The organism is Arthrobacter sp. UYEF20 (genome assembly GCF_040546335.1).
Lineage (GTDB): Bacteria > Actinomycetota > Actinomycetes > Actinomycetales > Micrococcaceae > Arthrobacter.
Window position 1 is genome coordinate 153,207 of record NZ_JBEPNP010000011.1, and the last position, 16,819, is coordinate 170,025.

At 65.7% G+C, this 16,819-nt stretch carries 15 protein-coding genes and 1 pseudogene; 7 read left to right on the forward strand and 9 right to left on the reverse strand.

The genetic code is table 11. The features are described 5' to 3' along the window. Window positions 1-34: 34 nt before the first annotated feature. The 6 genes from glnA to ABIB26_RS14010 all read left to right on the forward strand — a co-directional run bounded on the left by glnA (window position 35) and on the right by ABIB26_RS14010 (window position 7,873). Entirely contained in the window at window positions 35-1,375 is a 1,341-nt protein-coding gene (glnA, locus tag ABIB26_RS13985; RefSeq protein ID WP_354244079.1) for a type I glutamate--ammonia ligase, read from the forward strand. 9 nt (window positions 1,376-1,384) lie between these two features. Then, entirely contained in the window at window positions 1,385-4,396 is a 3,012-nt protein-coding gene (locus ABIB26_RS13990; RefSeq protein ID WP_354244082.1) for a bifunctional [glutamine synthetase] adenylyltransferase/[glutamine synthetase]-adenylyl-L-tyrosine phosphorylase, read from the forward strand. A 230-nt stretch (window positions 4,397-4,626) separates the two neighbouring features. After that, window positions 4,627-6,075 carry an amino acid ABC transporter substrate-binding protein/permease gene (locus ABIB26_RS13995; RefSeq protein ID WP_354244145.1) on the forward strand — a complete coding sequence of 483 codons (1,449 nt, stop codon included), beginning with the start codon at window positions 4,627-4,629 and terminating at the stop codon, window positions 6,073-6,075. After that, window positions 6,072-6,821, forward strand: coding sequence for an amino acid ABC transporter ATP-binding protein (locus ABIB26_RS14000; protein WP_354244085.1), 750 nt, complete (start codon window positions 6,072-6,074; stop codon window positions 6,819-6,821). The genes ABIB26_RS13995 and ABIB26_RS14000 overlap by 4 nt, the downstream gene beginning before the upstream one ends. 64 nt (window positions 6,822-6,885) lie before the next feature. Further along, window positions 6,886-7,302, forward strand: coding sequence for a VOC family protein (locus tag ABIB26_RS14005; protein WP_354244088.1), 417 nt, complete (start codon window positions 6,886-6,888; stop codon window positions 7,300-7,302). Between the two features lie 55 nt (window positions 7,303-7,357). Then, the gene (locus tag ABIB26_RS14010; protein ID WP_354244091.1) at window positions 7,358-7,873 is read left to right on the forward strand and encodes a GNAT family N-acetyltransferase; all 516 of its coding nucleotides are present in this window, start codon (window positions 7,358-7,360) and stop codon (window positions 7,871-7,873) included. A 51-nt stretch (window positions 7,874-7,924) separates the two neighbouring features. Here the strand turns inward: ABIB26_RS14010 and ABIB26_RS14015 are convergent, their stop codons facing one another. The 8 genes from ABIB26_RS14015 to ABIB26_RS14050 all read right to left on the reverse strand — a co-directional run bounded on the left by ABIB26_RS14015 (window position 7,925) and on the right by ABIB26_RS14050 (window position 14,096). Next, the gene (locus ABIB26_RS14015; RefSeq protein ID WP_354244094.1) at window positions 7,925-8,989 is read right to left on the reverse strand and encodes a HoxN/HupN/NixA family nickel/cobalt transporter; all 1,065 of its coding nucleotides are present in this window, start codon (window positions 8,987-8,989) and stop codon (window positions 7,925-7,927) included. Next, window positions 8,989-9,828: an urease accessory protein UreD gene (locus tag ABIB26_RS14020; protein ID WP_354244096.1), complete on the reverse strand. Its 840-nt coding sequence runs from the start codon at window positions 9,826-9,828 to the stop codon at window positions 8,989-8,991. Before ABIB26_RS14020 ends, ABIB26_RS14015 begins: the two co-directional genes overlap by 1 nt. A gap of 26 nt (window positions 9,829-9,854) precedes the next feature. Further along, a complete protein-coding gene (ureG, locus tag ABIB26_RS14025) occupies window positions 9,855-10,469 on the reverse strand; it encodes an urease accessory protein UreG (protein ID WP_354244098.1) in 615 nt (204 codons plus the stop codon). A 51-nt stretch (window positions 10,470-10,520) separates the two neighbouring features. After that, the gene (locus ABIB26_RS14030; protein WP_354244101.1) at window positions 10,521-11,120 is read right to left on the reverse strand and encodes an urease accessory protein UreF; all 600 of its coding nucleotides are present in this window, start codon (window positions 11,118-11,120) and stop codon (window positions 10,521-10,523) included. Between the two features lie 91 nt (window positions 11,121-11,211). Further along, window positions 11,212-11,697, reverse strand: coding sequence for an urease accessory protein UreE (gene ureE / locus ABIB26_RS14035; RefSeq protein WP_354244104.1), 486 nt, complete (start codon window positions 11,695-11,697; stop codon window positions 11,212-11,214). A 23-nt stretch (window positions 11,698-11,720) separates the two neighbouring features. Then, complete coding sequence (gene ureC, locus ABIB26_RS14040) at window positions 11,721-13,433, reverse strand: urease subunit alpha (protein WP_354244106.1); 1,713 nt, start codon at window positions 13,431-13,433, stop codon at window positions 11,721-11,723. Further along, the gene (locus tag ABIB26_RS14045; RefSeq protein WP_354244109.1) at window positions 13,430-13,777 is read right to left on the reverse strand and encodes an urease subunit beta; all 348 of its coding nucleotides are present in this window, start codon (window positions 13,775-13,777) and stop codon (window positions 13,430-13,432) included. Before ABIB26_RS14045 ends, ureC begins: the two co-directional genes overlap by 4 nt. 16 nt (window positions 13,778-13,793) lie before the next feature. Beyond that, window positions 13,794-14,096, reverse strand: a complete 303-nt coding sequence (locus ABIB26_RS14050; protein WP_354244112.1) for an urease subunit gamma — start codon at window positions 14,094-14,096, stop codon at window positions 13,794-13,796. An 864-nt stretch (window positions 14,097-14,960) separates the two neighbouring features. Between ABIB26_RS14050 and ABIB26_RS14055 the strand changes: the two genes are divergently transcribed. Beyond that, window positions 14,961-15,848, forward strand: coding sequence for a hypothetical protein (locus ABIB26_RS14055; RefSeq protein WP_354244115.1), 888 nt, complete (start codon window positions 14,961-14,963; stop codon window positions 15,846-15,848). A gap of 437 nt (window positions 15,849-16,285) precedes the next feature. Here the strand turns inward: ABIB26_RS14055 and ABIB26_RS14060 are convergent. Next, window positions 16,286-16,819, reverse strand: a pseudogene (locus ABIB26_RS14060) (AAA family ATPase); the annotation flags it as partial.

Consider the following 16,819-nt stretch of genomic DNA (forward strand, 5'->3'; position numbering starts at 1 on the left):
GGGGCACGGACGCATGAACCGGAAAGAGGCCAGTATGGACCGCCAGCAAGAGTTTGTCCTGCGGACGATCGAAGAGCGCGACGTGCGGTTCGTGCGCCTCTGGTTCACCGACGTCGTGGGATCGCTGAAGTCGGTGGCGCTTGCCCCGGCCGAGGTGGAAGGCGCGTTCGAGGAAGGCCTCGGCTTTGACGGCTCCTCCATCGAGGGACTGGCCCGCGTCTTCGAATCGGACATGCTGGCCCAGCCGGATCCCGCCACCTTCCAGATCCTGCCCTGGCGCGGCGAGACGGAAGCGACGTCCCGGATGTTCTGCGACATCCTGACGCCCGACGGCGAACCCTCCGCCGCGGATCCGCGCAACGTGCTCAAGCGCAACCTGGCCAAGGCCGCGGACATGGGGTTCACCTGCTACACGCATCCCGAGATCGAGTTTTACCTGCTCAAGTCCCAGCAGCCCGGGCCGGACGGTTCGCCGGTCCCGGTTGACGAGGGCGGCTACTTCGACCACGTCCCGGGCGGCGTGGCCCAGGACTTCCGCCGCACGGCCGTGACCATGCTCGAATCGGTCGGCATCTCGGTGGAGTTCAGCCACCACGAGGCCGGACCCGGGCAGAACGAGATCGACCTGCGCTACGCCGATGCCCTGCAGACCGCGGACAACATCATGACGTTCCGCACCGTGATCAAGGAGGTCGCGCTGCAGCAGGGAACCTACGCCACCTTCATGCCGAAGCCCTTCACGGCGCATCCGGGTTCCGGCATGCACACCCACTTCTCGCTCTTCGAGGGCGACACGAATGCGTTCTACGAGGCCGGCGCCGAGTTCCAGCTCTCCGAGACCGCGCGGCAGTTCATCGCCGGCATCCTCAAGCACGCCCCGGAGTTCACCGCCGTCACCAACCAGTTCGTGAACTCCTACAAGCGACTCTGGGGCGGGGGAGAGGCGCCGAGCTACCTGAGCTGGGGCCACAACAACCGTTCCGCCCTGGTCCGGGTGCCGCTCTACAAGCCGGGCAAGGGCCAGTCGGCCCGGATCGAATACCGCGGCATCGACTCCGCGGCCAACCCGTACCTCGCCTATGCCGTGCTCCTGGGCGCCGGGCTCAAGGGCATCGAGGAGGGCTACCAGCTGCCCGCCGCCGCCGAGGACGACATCTGGTCGCTGAGCTCGGCCGAGCGCCGCGCCATGGGCCACGATCCGCTCCCGGCCAGCCTGCACGACGCCATCCGGACCATGGAGGACTCCGAGCTCATGCCGCAGATCCTCGGCGAGCAGGTGTTCGAGCACTTCCTGCGCAACAAGCGGGCCGAATGGCAGGACTACCGCCTCCAGGTGACGCCCTACGAACTGCGGCGCAACCTCGGCATCCTTTAGGCGCCCCCGGTGAGCCTGGCACGACGCCTCATTGCCGCCGGATTCAGTGATCTGGAGAAAGGCGAACGGTTCCTGGCCGCCCCGGAACTGGAGGGACTGGACCAGGAGGTCCTGTTTGCAGGGCTGCAGCTGGCGGCCAACCCGGACACCGCCCTGCAGTCGCTGGTCCGGCTGATCGAGAAGCACCCGGCGCTGCGGAAGCTGGCCGCGGCGGACTTGGAAACCAGCGAACCGCTGTACCGGGTGCTGGGCGCCTCGGAGGCGCTGGGCGAATTCCTGATCCGCCACCCCGAGCACCTCGACGCCTTCGAGGTGACGGCCAGCCCGGAGCCCCGGGCGGCCGACGCCGCCGGCCTGCGCGCCCGGCTGCTGCAGTCCGTGCACGCCGATCCGAAGTCCGCCCGGCCGGTCGCCGGCCTGTTGGGGCAGGAAGGCTACGAAGCCCTCCGCACGGCCTACCGGCGCGGCCTCGTCGAGCTGGCCGTCAAGGACCTCTGCGCCGCCGATCCGCTGGACTTCCTGCCCGCCGCGGGCGCCGAGCTGGCCGACCTCGCCGGCGCCGCCATCGAGGCGGCCCTCGCCGTTTCCCGGGCCGAGGCCGCCGAGCACTTCAGCGCCGCCGAAGTGGCCGACGTCGGGCTCGCCGTTATCGGCATGGGCAAGTGCGGCGCCCGGGAACTGAACTACATTTCCGACGTCGACGTCATCTACGTGATCGAATCCGGTGAGCTGGAGGATTCCCGCGCCAACACCATCGGCACCGCCCTCGCCTCCGGCATCTCCCGGGCCATCATGTCCACCGGCCGCGAACCCGGGCTGTGGGAAGTCGATGCCAATCTGCGGCCCGAGGGTAAGTCCGGCCCGCTCGTCCGCACCCTGGCCTCGCACGAGAGCTACTACGCCCGCTGGGCCGAGAGCTGGGAATTCCAGGCCCTGCTCAAGGCGCGGACCATCGCCGGCGACACCGAGCTGGGGGCCCGCTACGAGGCGGCCGTCGCGCCGCTGATCTGGTCCTCGGCCGGCCGCGATGGGTTCGTGGAATCGGTCCGGTCCATGCGCCGCCGGGTCACCGAGCACATCCCCGCCGAGGAGGAACAGCGCCAGATCAAGCTCGGCCGCGGCGGGCTGCGCGATGTCGAGTTCACCGTCCAGCTGCTGCAGCTGGTCCACGGAAAATCCGACGAATCGCTGCGCCGCCGCGACACCACCTCCGCCATCGCCGCGCTGTCAGCCGGCGGCTACATCGGCCGCTCGGACGCCGCCGAGTTCGACCGCGACTACCGGTACCTGCGGCTGCTCGAACACCGGATCCAGCTCTTCCAGCTGCGCCGCACCCACCTGATGCCGGTCCAGGAAGCATCGCTGCGCGCCCTGGCCAAGGCAGTGCTCGGACCCTTTTCCAGCGAGCGGCCCAAGCCCGATGCCCTCGTGGCCGCCTGGCGCAAGACCAAGCGCTCCGTCCGCGAACTGCACGACCGCATCTTCTACCGGCCGCTGCTCAACACTGCCGCGACGCTCAGCAGCGAAGAGGCCCGGCTGACCCCGGAGGCCGCGCAGGGACGGCTCGCGGCCCTGGGCTATCTCGATCCGCAGGGCGCCATGCGGCACATCGAGGCGCTCACCGCCGGCGTCAGCCGCCGCGCCGCGCTCCAGCGCCAGCTGCTGCCGGTCCTGCTGGGCTGGCTCGCGGACGGCGTGGATGCCGACGGCGGGCTGCTGGCCTTCCGCCGGGTCAGCGAGGCGCTGGGCACCACGCACTGGTACCTGGGCCTGCTCCGGGACTCGACCGCCGCGGCCGAACGCCTCTGCCACGTCCTCGCAAACTCCCGCCTGATTGCCGACCTCCTCGAGGTCTCGCCCGAATCCGTCGCCTGGCTCGGCTCGGACAAGGAACTGGCGCCGCGGAGCTTCGAGGCGCAATGGCAGGAGATCGCCGCCAAGATGTCCCGGCACGCGGAACCGGAAAGCGCCATGCGCCTGATCCGGCTGATCCGGCGCCGGGAGATCCTGCGGGTCGCCATCGCCGACAGCGCCGGGCTGCTGGACCAGGACCAGGTCGGGGCTGCTCTCGCCGACACCGACCGCGCCGCCGTGCTGGCGGCGCTCCGGGTGGCGGAAACCATGGTCACCGCGGAGGAGCCGCTCAAGACGCACGTGCTCGTCGTCGCCATGGGACGCCAGGGCGGACGGGAAATCGGCTACGGTTCCGACGCCGATGTCATGTACGTCCACCGCGGCCTGCCGGGCGTTCCCGACGAAGAGGCCCAGAACCAGGCCGCCCGGATCGTCGGCAGGCTTTCCAACCTCCTCACCCAGCCGCTGAGACCCGCCATCCCCGCCGAACGCGTGCTGGTGGTCGACGCCGACCTGCGGCCCGAGGGCAAGAGCGGGCCCATGGTGCGATCCCTGGATTCCTACGCCGAGTACTACCGGCGGTGGTCCCTGATCTGGGAGGCCCAGGCGCTGTTGCGCGCCCGGCCGATGGCCGGCGACGATGAACTGGCCCGCGATTTCGTGGCGCTCATCGACCCCATCCGCTACCCGGCTGAGCTCTCCGAGCACGATGGGCGGGAGGTCCGCCGCGTCAAGGCGAGGGTCGAATCGGAGCGGCTGCCGCGCGGAGCGGACCCCGCCCGCCACCTGAAGCTTGGCCGCGGCGGCCTGAGCGACGTCGAATGGCTCACCCAGCTGCTGCAGCTCCAGCACGCCGGACGGCACCCGGAGCTGCGGACCACCTCCACCGTGGAAGCCCTCGAGGCGGCGGCCGGCCTGGGGCTGCTGGCGGAGGACGACGTCGAAATCCTGCTCCGGTCCTGGCGCCTGGCCAGCCGGATCCGGTCCGCCAACGTGATCTGGACCGGCCGGGCCTCGGACCTGCTGCCGTCCTCCCGCCGGGACCTTGAGGCCGTGGCGCGCTGGTGCGGTTACGGCCAAGGAAATGCCGCCGCGCTTGAGGAGGACTACCTGCGGCTCAGCCGGCGCGCCCGGAGTGTCTTCGAGCGGGTCTTCTACGGCCAGTGAACCCCGTCCGGTGAACCTGACCGGTGGGGGTGCACGACGGCGTCCGCCGAAATGCGGGTAGCCTCTATAAGTACTTTGCCGGACTCCTGAGTCCGGCTGCCGCACATTAACTCCGAACATTAACTCCGCACTTTAACAAGGAGTGGTTACTCTTGCCCACACTTCAGCCGACCGGGGCCGCCAGAGGGCGGACCGCCGCCGTCATCGGAGCATTGCTGGCACTTGCCGCAATGTTTTTCGGTGCCGCCGGTGCCGCCGCCGCACCGGACAGCGCACCACCAGTCACAGCAGCCCAGGTCACAGCAGCGCAGGCCGGCCCGGCGCCGTCGAGCCTTTCCGGAAAGACCTACGTCATCGGCACGGACACCACGTTCGCGCCCTTTGAATTCCGCGACGCCGGCGGTGAACTGACCGGCATCGACATGGACATCATCCGTGAGATTGCCAAGAGCCAGGGCTTCGCCGTCGAGATCAAGTCGCTCGGCTTTAACGCCGCCCTGCAGGCGCTGTCCTCCAACCAGGTGGACGGCGTCATTGCCGGGATGTCCATCACGGAACCGCGCAAACAGATCTACGACTTCTCCGATCCGTACTTCGAGTCGGGCGTACAGATGGCAGTGGCCAAGTCCAACACGGACATCAAGGGCTACGAGGACCTCAGGGGTAAGACCGTCACCGCCAAAACCGGCAGCGAGGGCGAGACGTTCGCCAAGTCGATCGCCGGGCAGTATGGCTTCACGGTCAAGTCCTTGGACCAGTCGGCCACGATGTATGAGCTGGTCAAGTCCGGCAACGCCGTCGCGGTGTTCGACGACTACCCCGTGCTGGCCTACGGGATCAGCCAGAACAACGGGCTGAAGGCCGTCTCCGAGAAGGAGAAAGGCGGCTCCTACGGCTTCGCCGTCAACAAGGGCCAGAATCCCGAGCTGCTGCAGGCGTTCAACACCGGACTGGCTGAGCTGAAGTCCAACGGAAAATACCAGGGAATCCTCGACAAATACCTGAAGGATCCCACCCAGGTGACCCCGTCCAGCTTCTGGGACCTGCTGGTCAACAGCTTTCCCGCCCTCCTGAAGGGCCTTGGCAACACCGTGCTGGTGACGGCCATTTCGTTCGCCGTCGCCATGGTGATCGGCCTCTTCATGGGCTTCCTCAAGATCTCCACCAACGTGGTGCTGCGCGGAATCGCCACCACCTATGTCAGCATCTTCCGCGGCACGCCGCTGCTGGTCTGGGCTTTCTTCTTTTACTTCGGCATCCCGCAACTGACCGGCCAGCCGATCGATATCTGGGTGGCCGGCGTGCTGACGCTGAGCCTCAACTCCGGCGCCTACATCACCGAGATTGTCCGCGGCTCGATTCAGTCCGTGGACCCCGGCCAGCTCGAAGCCAGCCGCAGCCTGGGCCTGGGCTACGCCAAGTCCATGCAGAAGGTGGTGGTCCCGCAGGCCTTCAAGATCATGACGCCCTCGCTGATCAATCAGCTGATCATCATGCTCAAGGACAGCTCGCTGCTGCTCGCCATCGGCTTCGCCGAACTGCTCTACCAGGGCCAGCAGATCTACGCAGGGAACTTCCGGATCACCGAAACCCTGCTGATCGTCGCCGTCCTGTACTTCGTGGTCATCATGCTGCTGACCAAGCTGGCCAACGTCGCAGATAAGAGGTTCAACAAATGAGTACGGCAGTCACGGCACCCAGCAAGATCTCCGTCAAGGACCTGAAAAAGTCCTTCGGAGCCAACGAGGTCCTCAAGGGCATCAATGCCGAAGTCGCCGAAGGCGAGGTGGTCTGCGTGATCGGTCCTTCCGGTTCCGGCAAGTCGACGTTCCTGCGCTGCCTCAACAAGCTTGAGGACATCACCGCCGGGCACGTGACGGTGGACGGCTTCGACGTCACGGACCCCAAGGTGGACATCAACGAGGTCCGCCGGCACATCGGCATGGTGTTCCAGCACTTCAATCTGTTCCCGCACATGAGCGTGATCGAAAACATCATGCTCGCCCCGGTCGAGTCCAAAAAACAGGGCAAGGACGAGGCCCGCGCCAACGCCGTGAAGCTGCTGGCGCGCGTGGGGCTGGCGGAGAAGGCGGACGCCCGCCCGGCGTCGCTCTCCGGCGGCCAGAAACAGCGCGTCGCGATCGCCCGGGCGCTGGCCATGAGCCCCGACATCATGCTTTTCGACGAGGCGACGTCGGCCCTGGACCCGGAAATGGTGGGCGAGGTGCTGCAGGTCATCAAGGACCTGGCCGGCGAAGGCATGACGATGGTGCTGGTCACCCACGAGATGGGCTTCGCCCGCGAAGTCGCGGACCGGGTGCTGTTCATGGCGGACGGCGTCATCTGCGAGGAAGGCCGCCCGGAGGAGCTGTTCGGCAGCCCGCAGCAGCAGCGGACCCAGGATTTCCTCTCCAAGGTTCTCTGACCCACCTTCCCGACGGGGAGCGCTGGGTGCTGACACGCCGCTGGCCCGGTGCTATTTTGGGCCCATGGCCAAGCAAATGTTCCTCAACCTCCCCGTCCAGGACCTCGACAAATCCGTCGCGTTCTTCACCGCGCTCGGTTTCTCCTTCAACCCCGACTTCACCGACGAGAACGCCACGTCCATGATCATCAATGACGACGCGTTCGTGATGCTGCTGGTGGAGGGCTACTTCAAGACCTTTACCTCCAAGCCGGTCGCCGACGCCAGCAGCAGCGCGGAGGCCATCATGGCGTTCTCCGTGGACAGCCGCGACGCCGTCGACGAGCTGGTGCGGGCGGCGCTGACCTCCGGCGGCACGCCGTCCGAGGAAGCCCAGGACTACGGTTTCATGTATACCCACAGCTTCCAGGACCCGGACGGGCACCTCTGGGAAGTCTTCTGGATGGATCCCGCCGGACCGCCGAAGGACGCCGCACTCTAGCGCGATCCTCGCGCCCGACGACGGACCGCACCTCCCGCTTGGGTACGCTTCTGTCATGTCTGAAAATGTGTGGCTGCTTCCGCTGAAGAACCTCGACGACGACGCCCGCGCCATCAAACTGGGGGAGATCGCGGAGCTTGAACTCGGACAGGACCAGCGGAACTTCGTCGGCGATCCGCTGCGGATGGTGCTGATTGCGCTGGAAGAGGAATCACGCTACCCGTTTGCGGTCGACTCCAACGGTGCCGCCGTGGGGGTGCTGACGCTGCAGGCCGGTGCCGCGACCCTCGCGGGGTGGCCGGATGACGATTCCGCCTGGCTGCTCCGCGGCTTCCTGATCGACCGCCGGCACCAGGGAATGGGCCTCGGCACCCTGGCCGCCGAGGCTGCCGTCCGGGAGGCCGCCAAACTGACGGCAGCGCTCGGCGGCGACCAGACCGGCGTCGTGCTTTCCGTCAACGAACTCAACCCGGCCGGGCAGTCCGCCTACCGCAAGGCCGGCTTCGAGGACCGCGGACAGTACCTCGGCGGCGACGCCGGCCCGCAGTGGACCATGTACCGGTCGTTTTGAACCGCCGGGCCGATGACTGGCGCGCACAAACACACCACCAATGGCCCCGCCTTATGCGCGCGGGTTTCGCCGCGATGTCGTCGCCGTGGCCTCGCCGGCGCGGCGCGCCCATGTATGCGCGGCCCAGATGACCAGCAGCAGTGCCACGAGGCCGAGCCCGGCGTGGCCGAGGTCGAGCTCGGCCAGGAAGGTGGTCACAGGGTCGGTGAGCCCGAGAACCCGGTGCAGAATCCCGGAGATCGTGATCGCCGAGATGAACAGGGCAGAGGCCGCGGAGACGCCCGTGATGACCATGTTGAAGCCGATACGGCGCGCGGGGTGGACAACGGCGCTTCGGTACATCTTCATCATCGCGACGCCGTTCACCGTGTCGCACAGTGTCATCGCCGCCATGAATCCGAGGGGAAGGGTCATCAGCGCGGCCGGGGAGATGCCGGCGAGGGCCGCCGTCGCCGTGAGCAGCAGGAAGGCGATGGTCGAGGCCGTGTCGAAGCCGAGGCCGAAGAGGAACCCCAGCACGAAGATGTCGCGTGGGCGCTTGACTCGGGAGAGGGGTTTGTCGAGCATGCGCGCTATGAGCCCGGTCGGCGCGAGCCCCTCGCGAGTGACATGCGCGCCGCCCTTAACCCGGCGATACAACACGACGGTACGGCGGAACGCGGCGGCGTTGTAAACACCGATGGTCAGCAGGAACAGCGCCGATACGGATGCCCCGGTGAGGCTCAGAACAAAATTCGCCGCCGATCCGTCGTTCAGCAGGTTCTTCATTATTCCGGCGCCGCTGACCACGAGTACCCCGGCGAGCACCACCACCACCATGCTGTGGCCCATGCTGAAGGCGAACCCGACGCTCACCGGGGCGCGGCCCTGGGCGGCGAAGCGGCGGGTGGAATTATCGATCGCGGCGATATGGTCCCAGTCGTAACTGTGTTTCACCCCGGCCAGGTACGCGGTGATGGGCAGGCCGAGGGAGAGAGGGCTGGTATTGGTGCTGAGCGAAAAGGCCAGCAGCGCCAGCACCACGCCGTGGAGGGCGGCGACGGCCGAAAAGGTCACCGCCAGGCGGCGGACTGCCGGGAGTGTTTCCCGCTCCCGGTAGGTCAGGACGGCCTTCATCAGTACTTCCGAAGGTTGAGGCAGGGCTGGCCGAACCAGCGAACTCGCAGAAAGTCGATCCCGGCGCGGATCACCGCATCCAGCGGCTCGGTGGCGTGGGACAGCGCCCGCAGCACCAGGCCGCCGTCGAGAAGTGACATGCCCAGGTTGCAGCCGCCGGCAAGCGGCAGGAGCAGGTCATGCAGTTCGTTGAGTAGGGCGGCATCGACGCGGGCGTCCATCACCAGGAGGGAACCGAGGTGGGTGTAGTCCTCGAGAAAGGCCATGCCGACGGCCGGGGCGCCGCCGGACCCTGGGCGGATCAGCAGGTTGTCGAGCACTGCCAGCCGGCCGTCAACAGCGATCTCGTTCCGCAAGCGGATCTCGTCGTAGCCGAACAGGGTGCCGTCCGGCGACCAACCCGGAGTGACCACCTCGGCCATGACCAGCGAGGCGCTCGGGTGCATCTCAATCACCGTGGCCTGCCGGTAGGTTGCCCCGCGATACGCGATCAACTGGTCAGGCACGGATTCCAGGCTGGCGTTGGGCCCGAGCCGAATGTGCGTCCTTTGTTCGGCTCGGGTGCCGGGAGTGCGGTAGACCTTCGTTGCGGCCTGTGTGGTCAGCAGGAGCCGGGCATCCGCTTCGACGGTGATGTCGATTTCGTACTCGTCGCCGCCGACGTACCCGCCACCGGGATTGACCACCACGTAGCAGACCTGGCCGGTGTCATCGAGGTAGTGCGGGCGCAGGATGCGGAGCGCTCCCTGATGGTACTGGCTCGTGGCGACGCAGCGTTCGCCACGCACGCCCACCACAAGCGAGAGAACTCCGGCGAGTTCGGCAGCGGTGCCAGGCACAGGGAATACAGTGGCGGGCGCCGCCGTCACTGGGAGAGGTCAAGCATGAGCACGTCGCGCCTGATCCAGTTGATGACGTGCTCCAAGCCCTCGTCGGTCTTGAGGTTCGTGAAGCAGAAGGGCTTGTCGCCGCGGAACTCGAGGGTGTCCGCCTCCATCACGGAGAGGTCCGCGCCCACATACGGGGCCAGGTCCATTTTGTTGATGATGAAGAAGTCGGACTTGATCATTCCCTGGCCGGCCTTGCGCGGGATCTTCTCGCCCTGCGCCACATCGATGATGTAGATCGAGAAGTCCACGAGCTCCGGGCTGAACGTGGCGGAAAGGTTGTCTCCGCCGCTTTCGATGAAGACGATTTCGAGGCCGGGGTGGCGCTGCCGAAGCTCCTCCACCGCGGCCGAATTCATCGAGGTGTCTTCCCGGATCGCCGTGTGCGGGCAGCCGCCGGTTTCGATTCCGATGATGCGGTCGAGGGGCAGGATGCCGTTGGCCGCGAGGATCTTGGCGTCTTCGATGGTGTAGATGTCGTTCGTGATCGCGGCCATCGAAACTTCGCCGCTGAGGTGGCGGGTGAGGCGTTCCACCAGCTGGGTCTTGCCTGCTCCGACGGGACCGCCGATGCCGATCTTGATTAGTTCCATGGTGCTCCTTGCTAGGTGTGGGGGTGCCGGGTGCGGCGGACCGCGGGACTTCTAAGACATGAACATGCGGACGCGCTGGCGTTCGTGGCGCATCTGGGCGATTTCAAGGCCAGGCGCCGCAACCCCGAAGTCATCGGGTTCGAGCAGCTGGATGCGGCGGACGGCGTCCATGACCTCGTGGTGGGCGCCCAGAAGCACGCGCTGCCCGGCGTTCTGCCCGATCGGGATAGCGCGAATGGCGTTCTGGGTCAGTGACGTTACCGTGGCGAAGAGGTAGCTCGCGAGCAGTTCCCCGAGGGGCACGCCCAGCTGCCGGCCTGCCACGGCGAACGCCACGGCCGGATGCCCAGCGCAGCGCTCCGACACCACATCGGCCGCGTACGCCGCGAGTTGGGCACTCGGCGCCACCGTGCCCGCGATGGCGAGCATCCGCGCGCCCATCTTGGTTCCTGCCTCGCGAACTTCACGGGGCAACGCCGCCGCGGCGAGCATTCGGTCCACCCGGGCGAGGTCCTCGGGCGAGGTCGCCTCAAACGCCAGGCGCAGGGCGAACCCGTCGCTGTGGGTCAGTTGGATACGCACAAAATGGCACAACCAGACGGCGAAGCTCGCTTCACCATCGACGAGCCCACGTTCCAGGAACGTCTCCATTCCGAAAGAATGGCTGAAGCCCCCGGTCGGGAGCGCGGAGTCAGACAGCTGCAACAGCGGCAGCAGGTACGACGGCGGCTCGTTCACGCGCTCAGTGGGTGTGCTCGGCGTGGCGAAACGGCACAGGCACCACGCGTTCCTGGCGCGAGTACGGCACGCCAACGTGGATCAGATAGGCCTCGATCGTGTGGTCGTACTGCACCACCATCACCTCGGCCGTGTACTCGCTGTCGGCGTCGAAAAACTGCGTCTGCATGTGCCGGTTGCCGAGATTGTGCGCCACGACCCCCATTTCACGGATGCTGCGCGCGGCAATAACAAGAACGTCGGTTGCCAGGGCAGTCACCACGATGACCGTTTTGTGGTCGCGGAACAGGATGTCGCCGTCGCGGAGATCCCGCACCGGGCCCGCGGCATTGCTGAGCCGGATGCCCAGCTCACGGCCGTGGTCGGTGGTCACCCGCTGGATTTTCTTGACGAGTTCCGCGCTCGGCAGGAGGACCTGTTCCTCGTGGAGGCCGGCCAGCTCGTCGTCGGGGAGATCATGCCGGTTGGCGATGACGTGGTCGATGATCATGCATACCCCTTGGGGAATCGTGTCTAAAAGAGGAAGTAGCGCTGCGCCATGGGCAGCACCGTCGAGGGCTCCGCCGTGATCCGTTCGCCGTCGACGGTCACCGAGTAGGTTTCCGGGTCGACCTGGATGTCAGGGGTCGCGCCATTGTGTTTCATGTCGGCCTTGGTGAGGGTCCGGATCCCGCTCACCGGCCGGATCACTCGGCGCAGGCCCAGCTGACCGGGGACGCCTGCCGCGATCGCGGCCTGGGAGAGGAAGGTGATAGATGAGGAGTGCACGGCCGTGCCGAGTGCCCCGAAGTTGCCGCGCAGGAGGCGCGGCTGCGGGGTGGGGATCGATGCGTTCGGATCTCCCATGACGCTCATGACGGCCTGTCCGCCTTTGAGCACGAGCTCGGGTTTGACGCCGAAGAACATCGGGTCCCACAGCACAAGGTCGGCGAATTTCCCTTCCTCGATGCTTCCGACCGAGTCCGAGATGCCGTGGGCGATGGCCGGGTTGATCGTGTATTTGGCCACGTAGCGCTTGAGCCGGAAGTTGTCGCCCACCTCGGGGTCGCCCTCGAGCCTGCCTCGCTGGCGCTTCATGGCATCCGCCACCTGCCACGTTCGCAGGACCACCTCGCCTACCCGGCCCATGGCCTGGGAATCGGAGCTGGTGATGGAGAAGATGCCCATGTCGTGCAGCACGTCCTCCGCTGCGATGGTCTCCTTGCGGATACGCGAATCCGCGAAGGCCACATCTTCGGGGATGTCGGGGCTCAGGTGGTGGCAGACCATGAGCATGTCGAGGTGTTCGTCGATGGTGTTGACCGTGTACGGCAACGTCGGGTTGGTCGACGCCGGCAGCACGTTGGGAAGCGCCGCTATCTTGATGATGTCGGGAGCGTGGCCGCCCCCGGCGCCCTCGGTGTGGAACGTGTGGATGACCCGGCCCGCGATGGCCCGGATGGTGTCTTCGACGAAGCCGCACTCGTTGAGCGTGTCGGAGTGGATGGCCACCTGCACGTCATACTCGTCAGCCACGCGCAACGACATGTCGATCGAGGACGTGGTGGCGCCCCAGTCCTCGTGAACCTTCAGCCCGATGGCGCCGGCCCGGATCTGCTCGGCGAGGGGCTCGATCGCGCTCGCGTGCCCCTTACCAAGCAGGCCGATGTTGATGGGCAGGTTGTCCGTGGCCTGCAGCATGCGTGAAATGTGCCAGGCGCCCGGCGTCACGGTGGTGGCCTTGCTCGCGTCGCTCGGGCCAGTACCGCCACCGATCAGGGTGGTCACTCCCGAAGCCAGCGCCACCGGCACCTGGTCCGGACTCACGAAGTGCACGTGCGTATCGATGCCGCCAGCGGTGAGGATTTTGCCCTCTCCCGCGATGATGTCGGTTGCGACGCCGATGACGATGTTGACTCCCCGGGAAATCTGGGGGTTTCCCGCCTTGCCGATCTTGAAGATGTGTCCGTCGCGCAGGGCCACATCGGCCTTGTAGATGCCGGTGTAGTCAAACACGATCACGTTCGTGATCACCGTGTCGGGAATGTCATCGTCGCGAACCAGCTGCCCGTTCTGGCCCATGCCGTCACGGATGACCTTGCCGCCGCCAAACACGACCTCCTCACCGTAGTTGGTGTGGTCATGCTCAATCTCGAGGAACAGATCAGTGTCAGCAAGGCGAACGGCGTCGCCCGTGGTGGGACCGTAGAGGTCCGAGTATTGCTTGCGACTCAGCTGGAAACTCATTTGGTGTCATCCTGAAGTGAAATGAGACCGCGGCTGTGCTCGAGCGGGCCGTTCACGCGGTCCCTCAACCCGTAGACCTCCCGCTCGCCCGACAGGGCAAGCAGATTGACCGTCTTGGCGTCGCCCGGCTCGAAGCGCACTGCGGTGCCCGACGGGATGTCCAGCCGGAAGCCGTAGGCCGCCTCCCGGTCGAACTCGAGGGCATCGTTCACCTCGAAGAAATGGTAATGGGATCCCACCTGGATGGGGCGGTCACCGCGGTTGATCACGGCCAGTGCGCGGGGAATGAGGCCCGCATTGCATGTGATGGGCTCCGGGCGCAGGATGTATTCGCCGAGTTTCAAGGGGTGTCTCCTTCGCCTAGCGAATGGGGTTGTGCACGGTGACGAGCTTTGTGCCGTCGGGGAACGTCGCTTCGACCTGGACGTCCCGGATCATGTCAGCGACACCCTCCATTACGTCTTCCCTGGTAAGGATGCTCGTACCGTAGCTCATGAGGTCGGCGACCCGGCGTCCATCGCGGGCGCCCTCGACGAGCTCATACGTGAGAATCGCGACGGATTCCGGATGGTTGAGCTTGAGCCCGCGTTTCTGCCGCCGTCGTGCAAGATCGGCGGCAACCACGATCATCAGTTTTTCGTTTTCCCTGGGCGACAAATGCATTGAGAACTCCTTGGTTCGCGATACTTCGCGAGCTCCCACCCGTTATCTACAACCGGCCTAAGGGGTGGCCGGGAGGACCGTGGATTACCGAACACTATCAGAGTCTCACCGGCAATCAACTCAAACTCAACAAGCCAGGAAGCCCACCTCGCGGCCCACAGTGTCGCCTGACACGTTGGGGCTTTTCGTCCTTCCCGGTGCCGAAGGCTTCATCATTCATGTGGCCGTACCCGACTCATTGCCCGGACCCTCCCGCAACCGAAAGGGACCAGTCGAAAATGACATTTTCAGCCCGGAACGCGCGTCCGGCAAGGACACAAAGGCTAGTGGGCATTTTCGTCAATTCGTCGGGGGGTGAGGCCCAGTCTTCGCGCTCGGGGAGGACATCACCGCCCAGTCTTCGCCGCCGGGACAGGGCATAGCCGGACTATGTCCTCCGGCGGCGCCCGGCGCGGGGCATGTCCTGACCGGGGGTCACTTTCGCTGAGGCCGTCGGGTCAGGCTGCCGGTGCGTGCTCGTGGCTGCTCAGGCGTGGCGGCTAGTGGTCATTTTCGTAAATTCGTCGGGGGGTGAGGGCCAGGACCTCTTCGGGTCGGGAGGACATGCCCAGTTTTCGCGCCCGGGTCCGGACAGCCGCCGGCACCGCAATCTCGTCACGAGCGTCGGAAGGCCGTGAACTCATTGCTGCTGTCTCGCAGTTGATGAATCGCGTGCAACGGTCTAGCTTACTGACGCCATGCCAGCATCCTAACGTTCGTTAGCTCGAAGCGACGAGAACCCGCGAGAGCTCGTTCGAAGGGACACCAATTACTCCGGACCACGTTTATCCGTCCGCCCGCCGAATCGGGAATTAGAGTGAGGCGGTGGCTAGAAGAATCGCAGTCGATAGATCAACGGTTGAACCGTGGGTGGCAGTAGCTCAGTCGTCTAGGCTGTTGGCCGACGTGCTTTCACACATCGGGGAGCCCGTGAAGGGGTCCAACTTCGAGGAGATAACCGCCCACTACCCTCGTGAGCGGTCCTCTGACTGGTGTCGAGAATTCTTGACGGCGGGGATTGAGCATATGACGCTATGGGCGGACCACGTAGCGCCGCTCCACTTCCATGAGGCCGCGGAGGTGACCCATACGTTTCGACCGGTTCAGACCCTGTCGCGTGCCGCGATTGAGTCAGCATCGCAGGCTGTATGGATGATGAATGGTGATTCGGCCCGAGAGCGCGCCCGACGCCACATCTGCCTTGTGCTCGACGACCTGGATGAGCAGCGCAAAGCTGCAGTGGGTGATGAGAGAAAAACGCGCCTTAGGCTGGCACGCCAAGTCGTTCTGGAACGACTGGAACCCTTCATCAACGAGAAGGAGATAGGTCGATTTCCCGGATATATGAACGCTGTCAAAGAGGCTGCTGCGACAGTGGCAGTCAAGGGTTCAGCGGACGCCGACCTGGCGGACCCAGAGGTGGTTGAACGTTTGTGGCGGGCTTCCGCGGGGTCTGCGCACGGCAAGAGGTGGCCTGCCTTGGAGCTGCAAATAGTGGAGCCAGGAAGAGAAATCTCACCCGGTCAGTTCGCAACTGACCGAACTCCCGATCCTGGGGCTATTACGAAAGTCCTGAAACTGGCGGATGCGGTGCTTACTTACGGCGTTCTGCGGTTCGCCGACTATTCCGGCTATACACCCCAACTGACGACGATCATCGGGGCAGCCCAGGAGAAGCTAGCTGCGGTCATTCCCCGACGCTCTGACCTCTAAGAGTGCCTCCCAGGACGCCGCTCAGCCTAGCTGCAGTGGAGGCCACCCTAGATGCATCGGAAGCCGAGTCCCCCGCGGTGCTCACGCTGTGCCGATATCCAGAGCATATCCCCGGTCAAAAACGACCCTTACTGATGTACTTAGCAAGGCCATCCTGGACGGTAGTGGGTCGCTAGTGAACTGCTCCCCGAAAGTTGGACTGAAAATTCAGTTCTAACTTACGGGGAGCAGTTTCAGGTTTAAGGGCAGTTCGTTGTCTGAGGAGCAGCGCGAAGCCGCGGTGGCGCTGTTTGCGACCGTTGGGGGTCCAGGGCCGTAGCGAGCAAGCTTGGGGTGGGTAGGAAAGCTGTCCTCCGGTTGCACAACAGTGGAATAGTTGTGCTTTTTCCCGCTCGGGGGCGGGACGGGCCTTCGCCTGACAGCCGCCGCAGATCCGGTCAGACCAGCCAGCGCCACCAGCGTGACCGCTCCGGTTCCGGCGTCGGTTCCGGCTCCGGCTTCTCGCCCAAGGCCAGCGCGGCCTCGACGATGTCGTCCGCGGTGAGCGTCATGACGGCCTCACGATCGAGCGCGTCGAGACTTTGTTCGGCGTCGAGCGACAGCCGCAGCGCCTGGCGGTTGAGCGCCTGCTCGAAAAGCGTGCGGGCGAACCGTGCGTTGCCGGAGTCCTCGCCCGCGTGGAGCCCGGTGAAGATGCGGCGCAGCATCTGGTCCGCACCCGGCTCCAGCGTGTACTCGTGCTGGGCCAGCATCTGGTGGAAGATCGTCTGGAGTGCGTCGACGGAGTAGTCGGGGAACATGATCTCGCGGGCGAACCGGGAACGCAGCCCGGGGTTCGAGAGCAAGAAGGACTCCATCAGCCGCGGGTACCCGGCCACGATCACGACCAGGCGGTGACGGTGGTCCTCCATCCGCTTGAGCAGGACCTCGATCGCCTCGGGGCCGAAGTCCATCCGGCCGTCCTCCGGGGC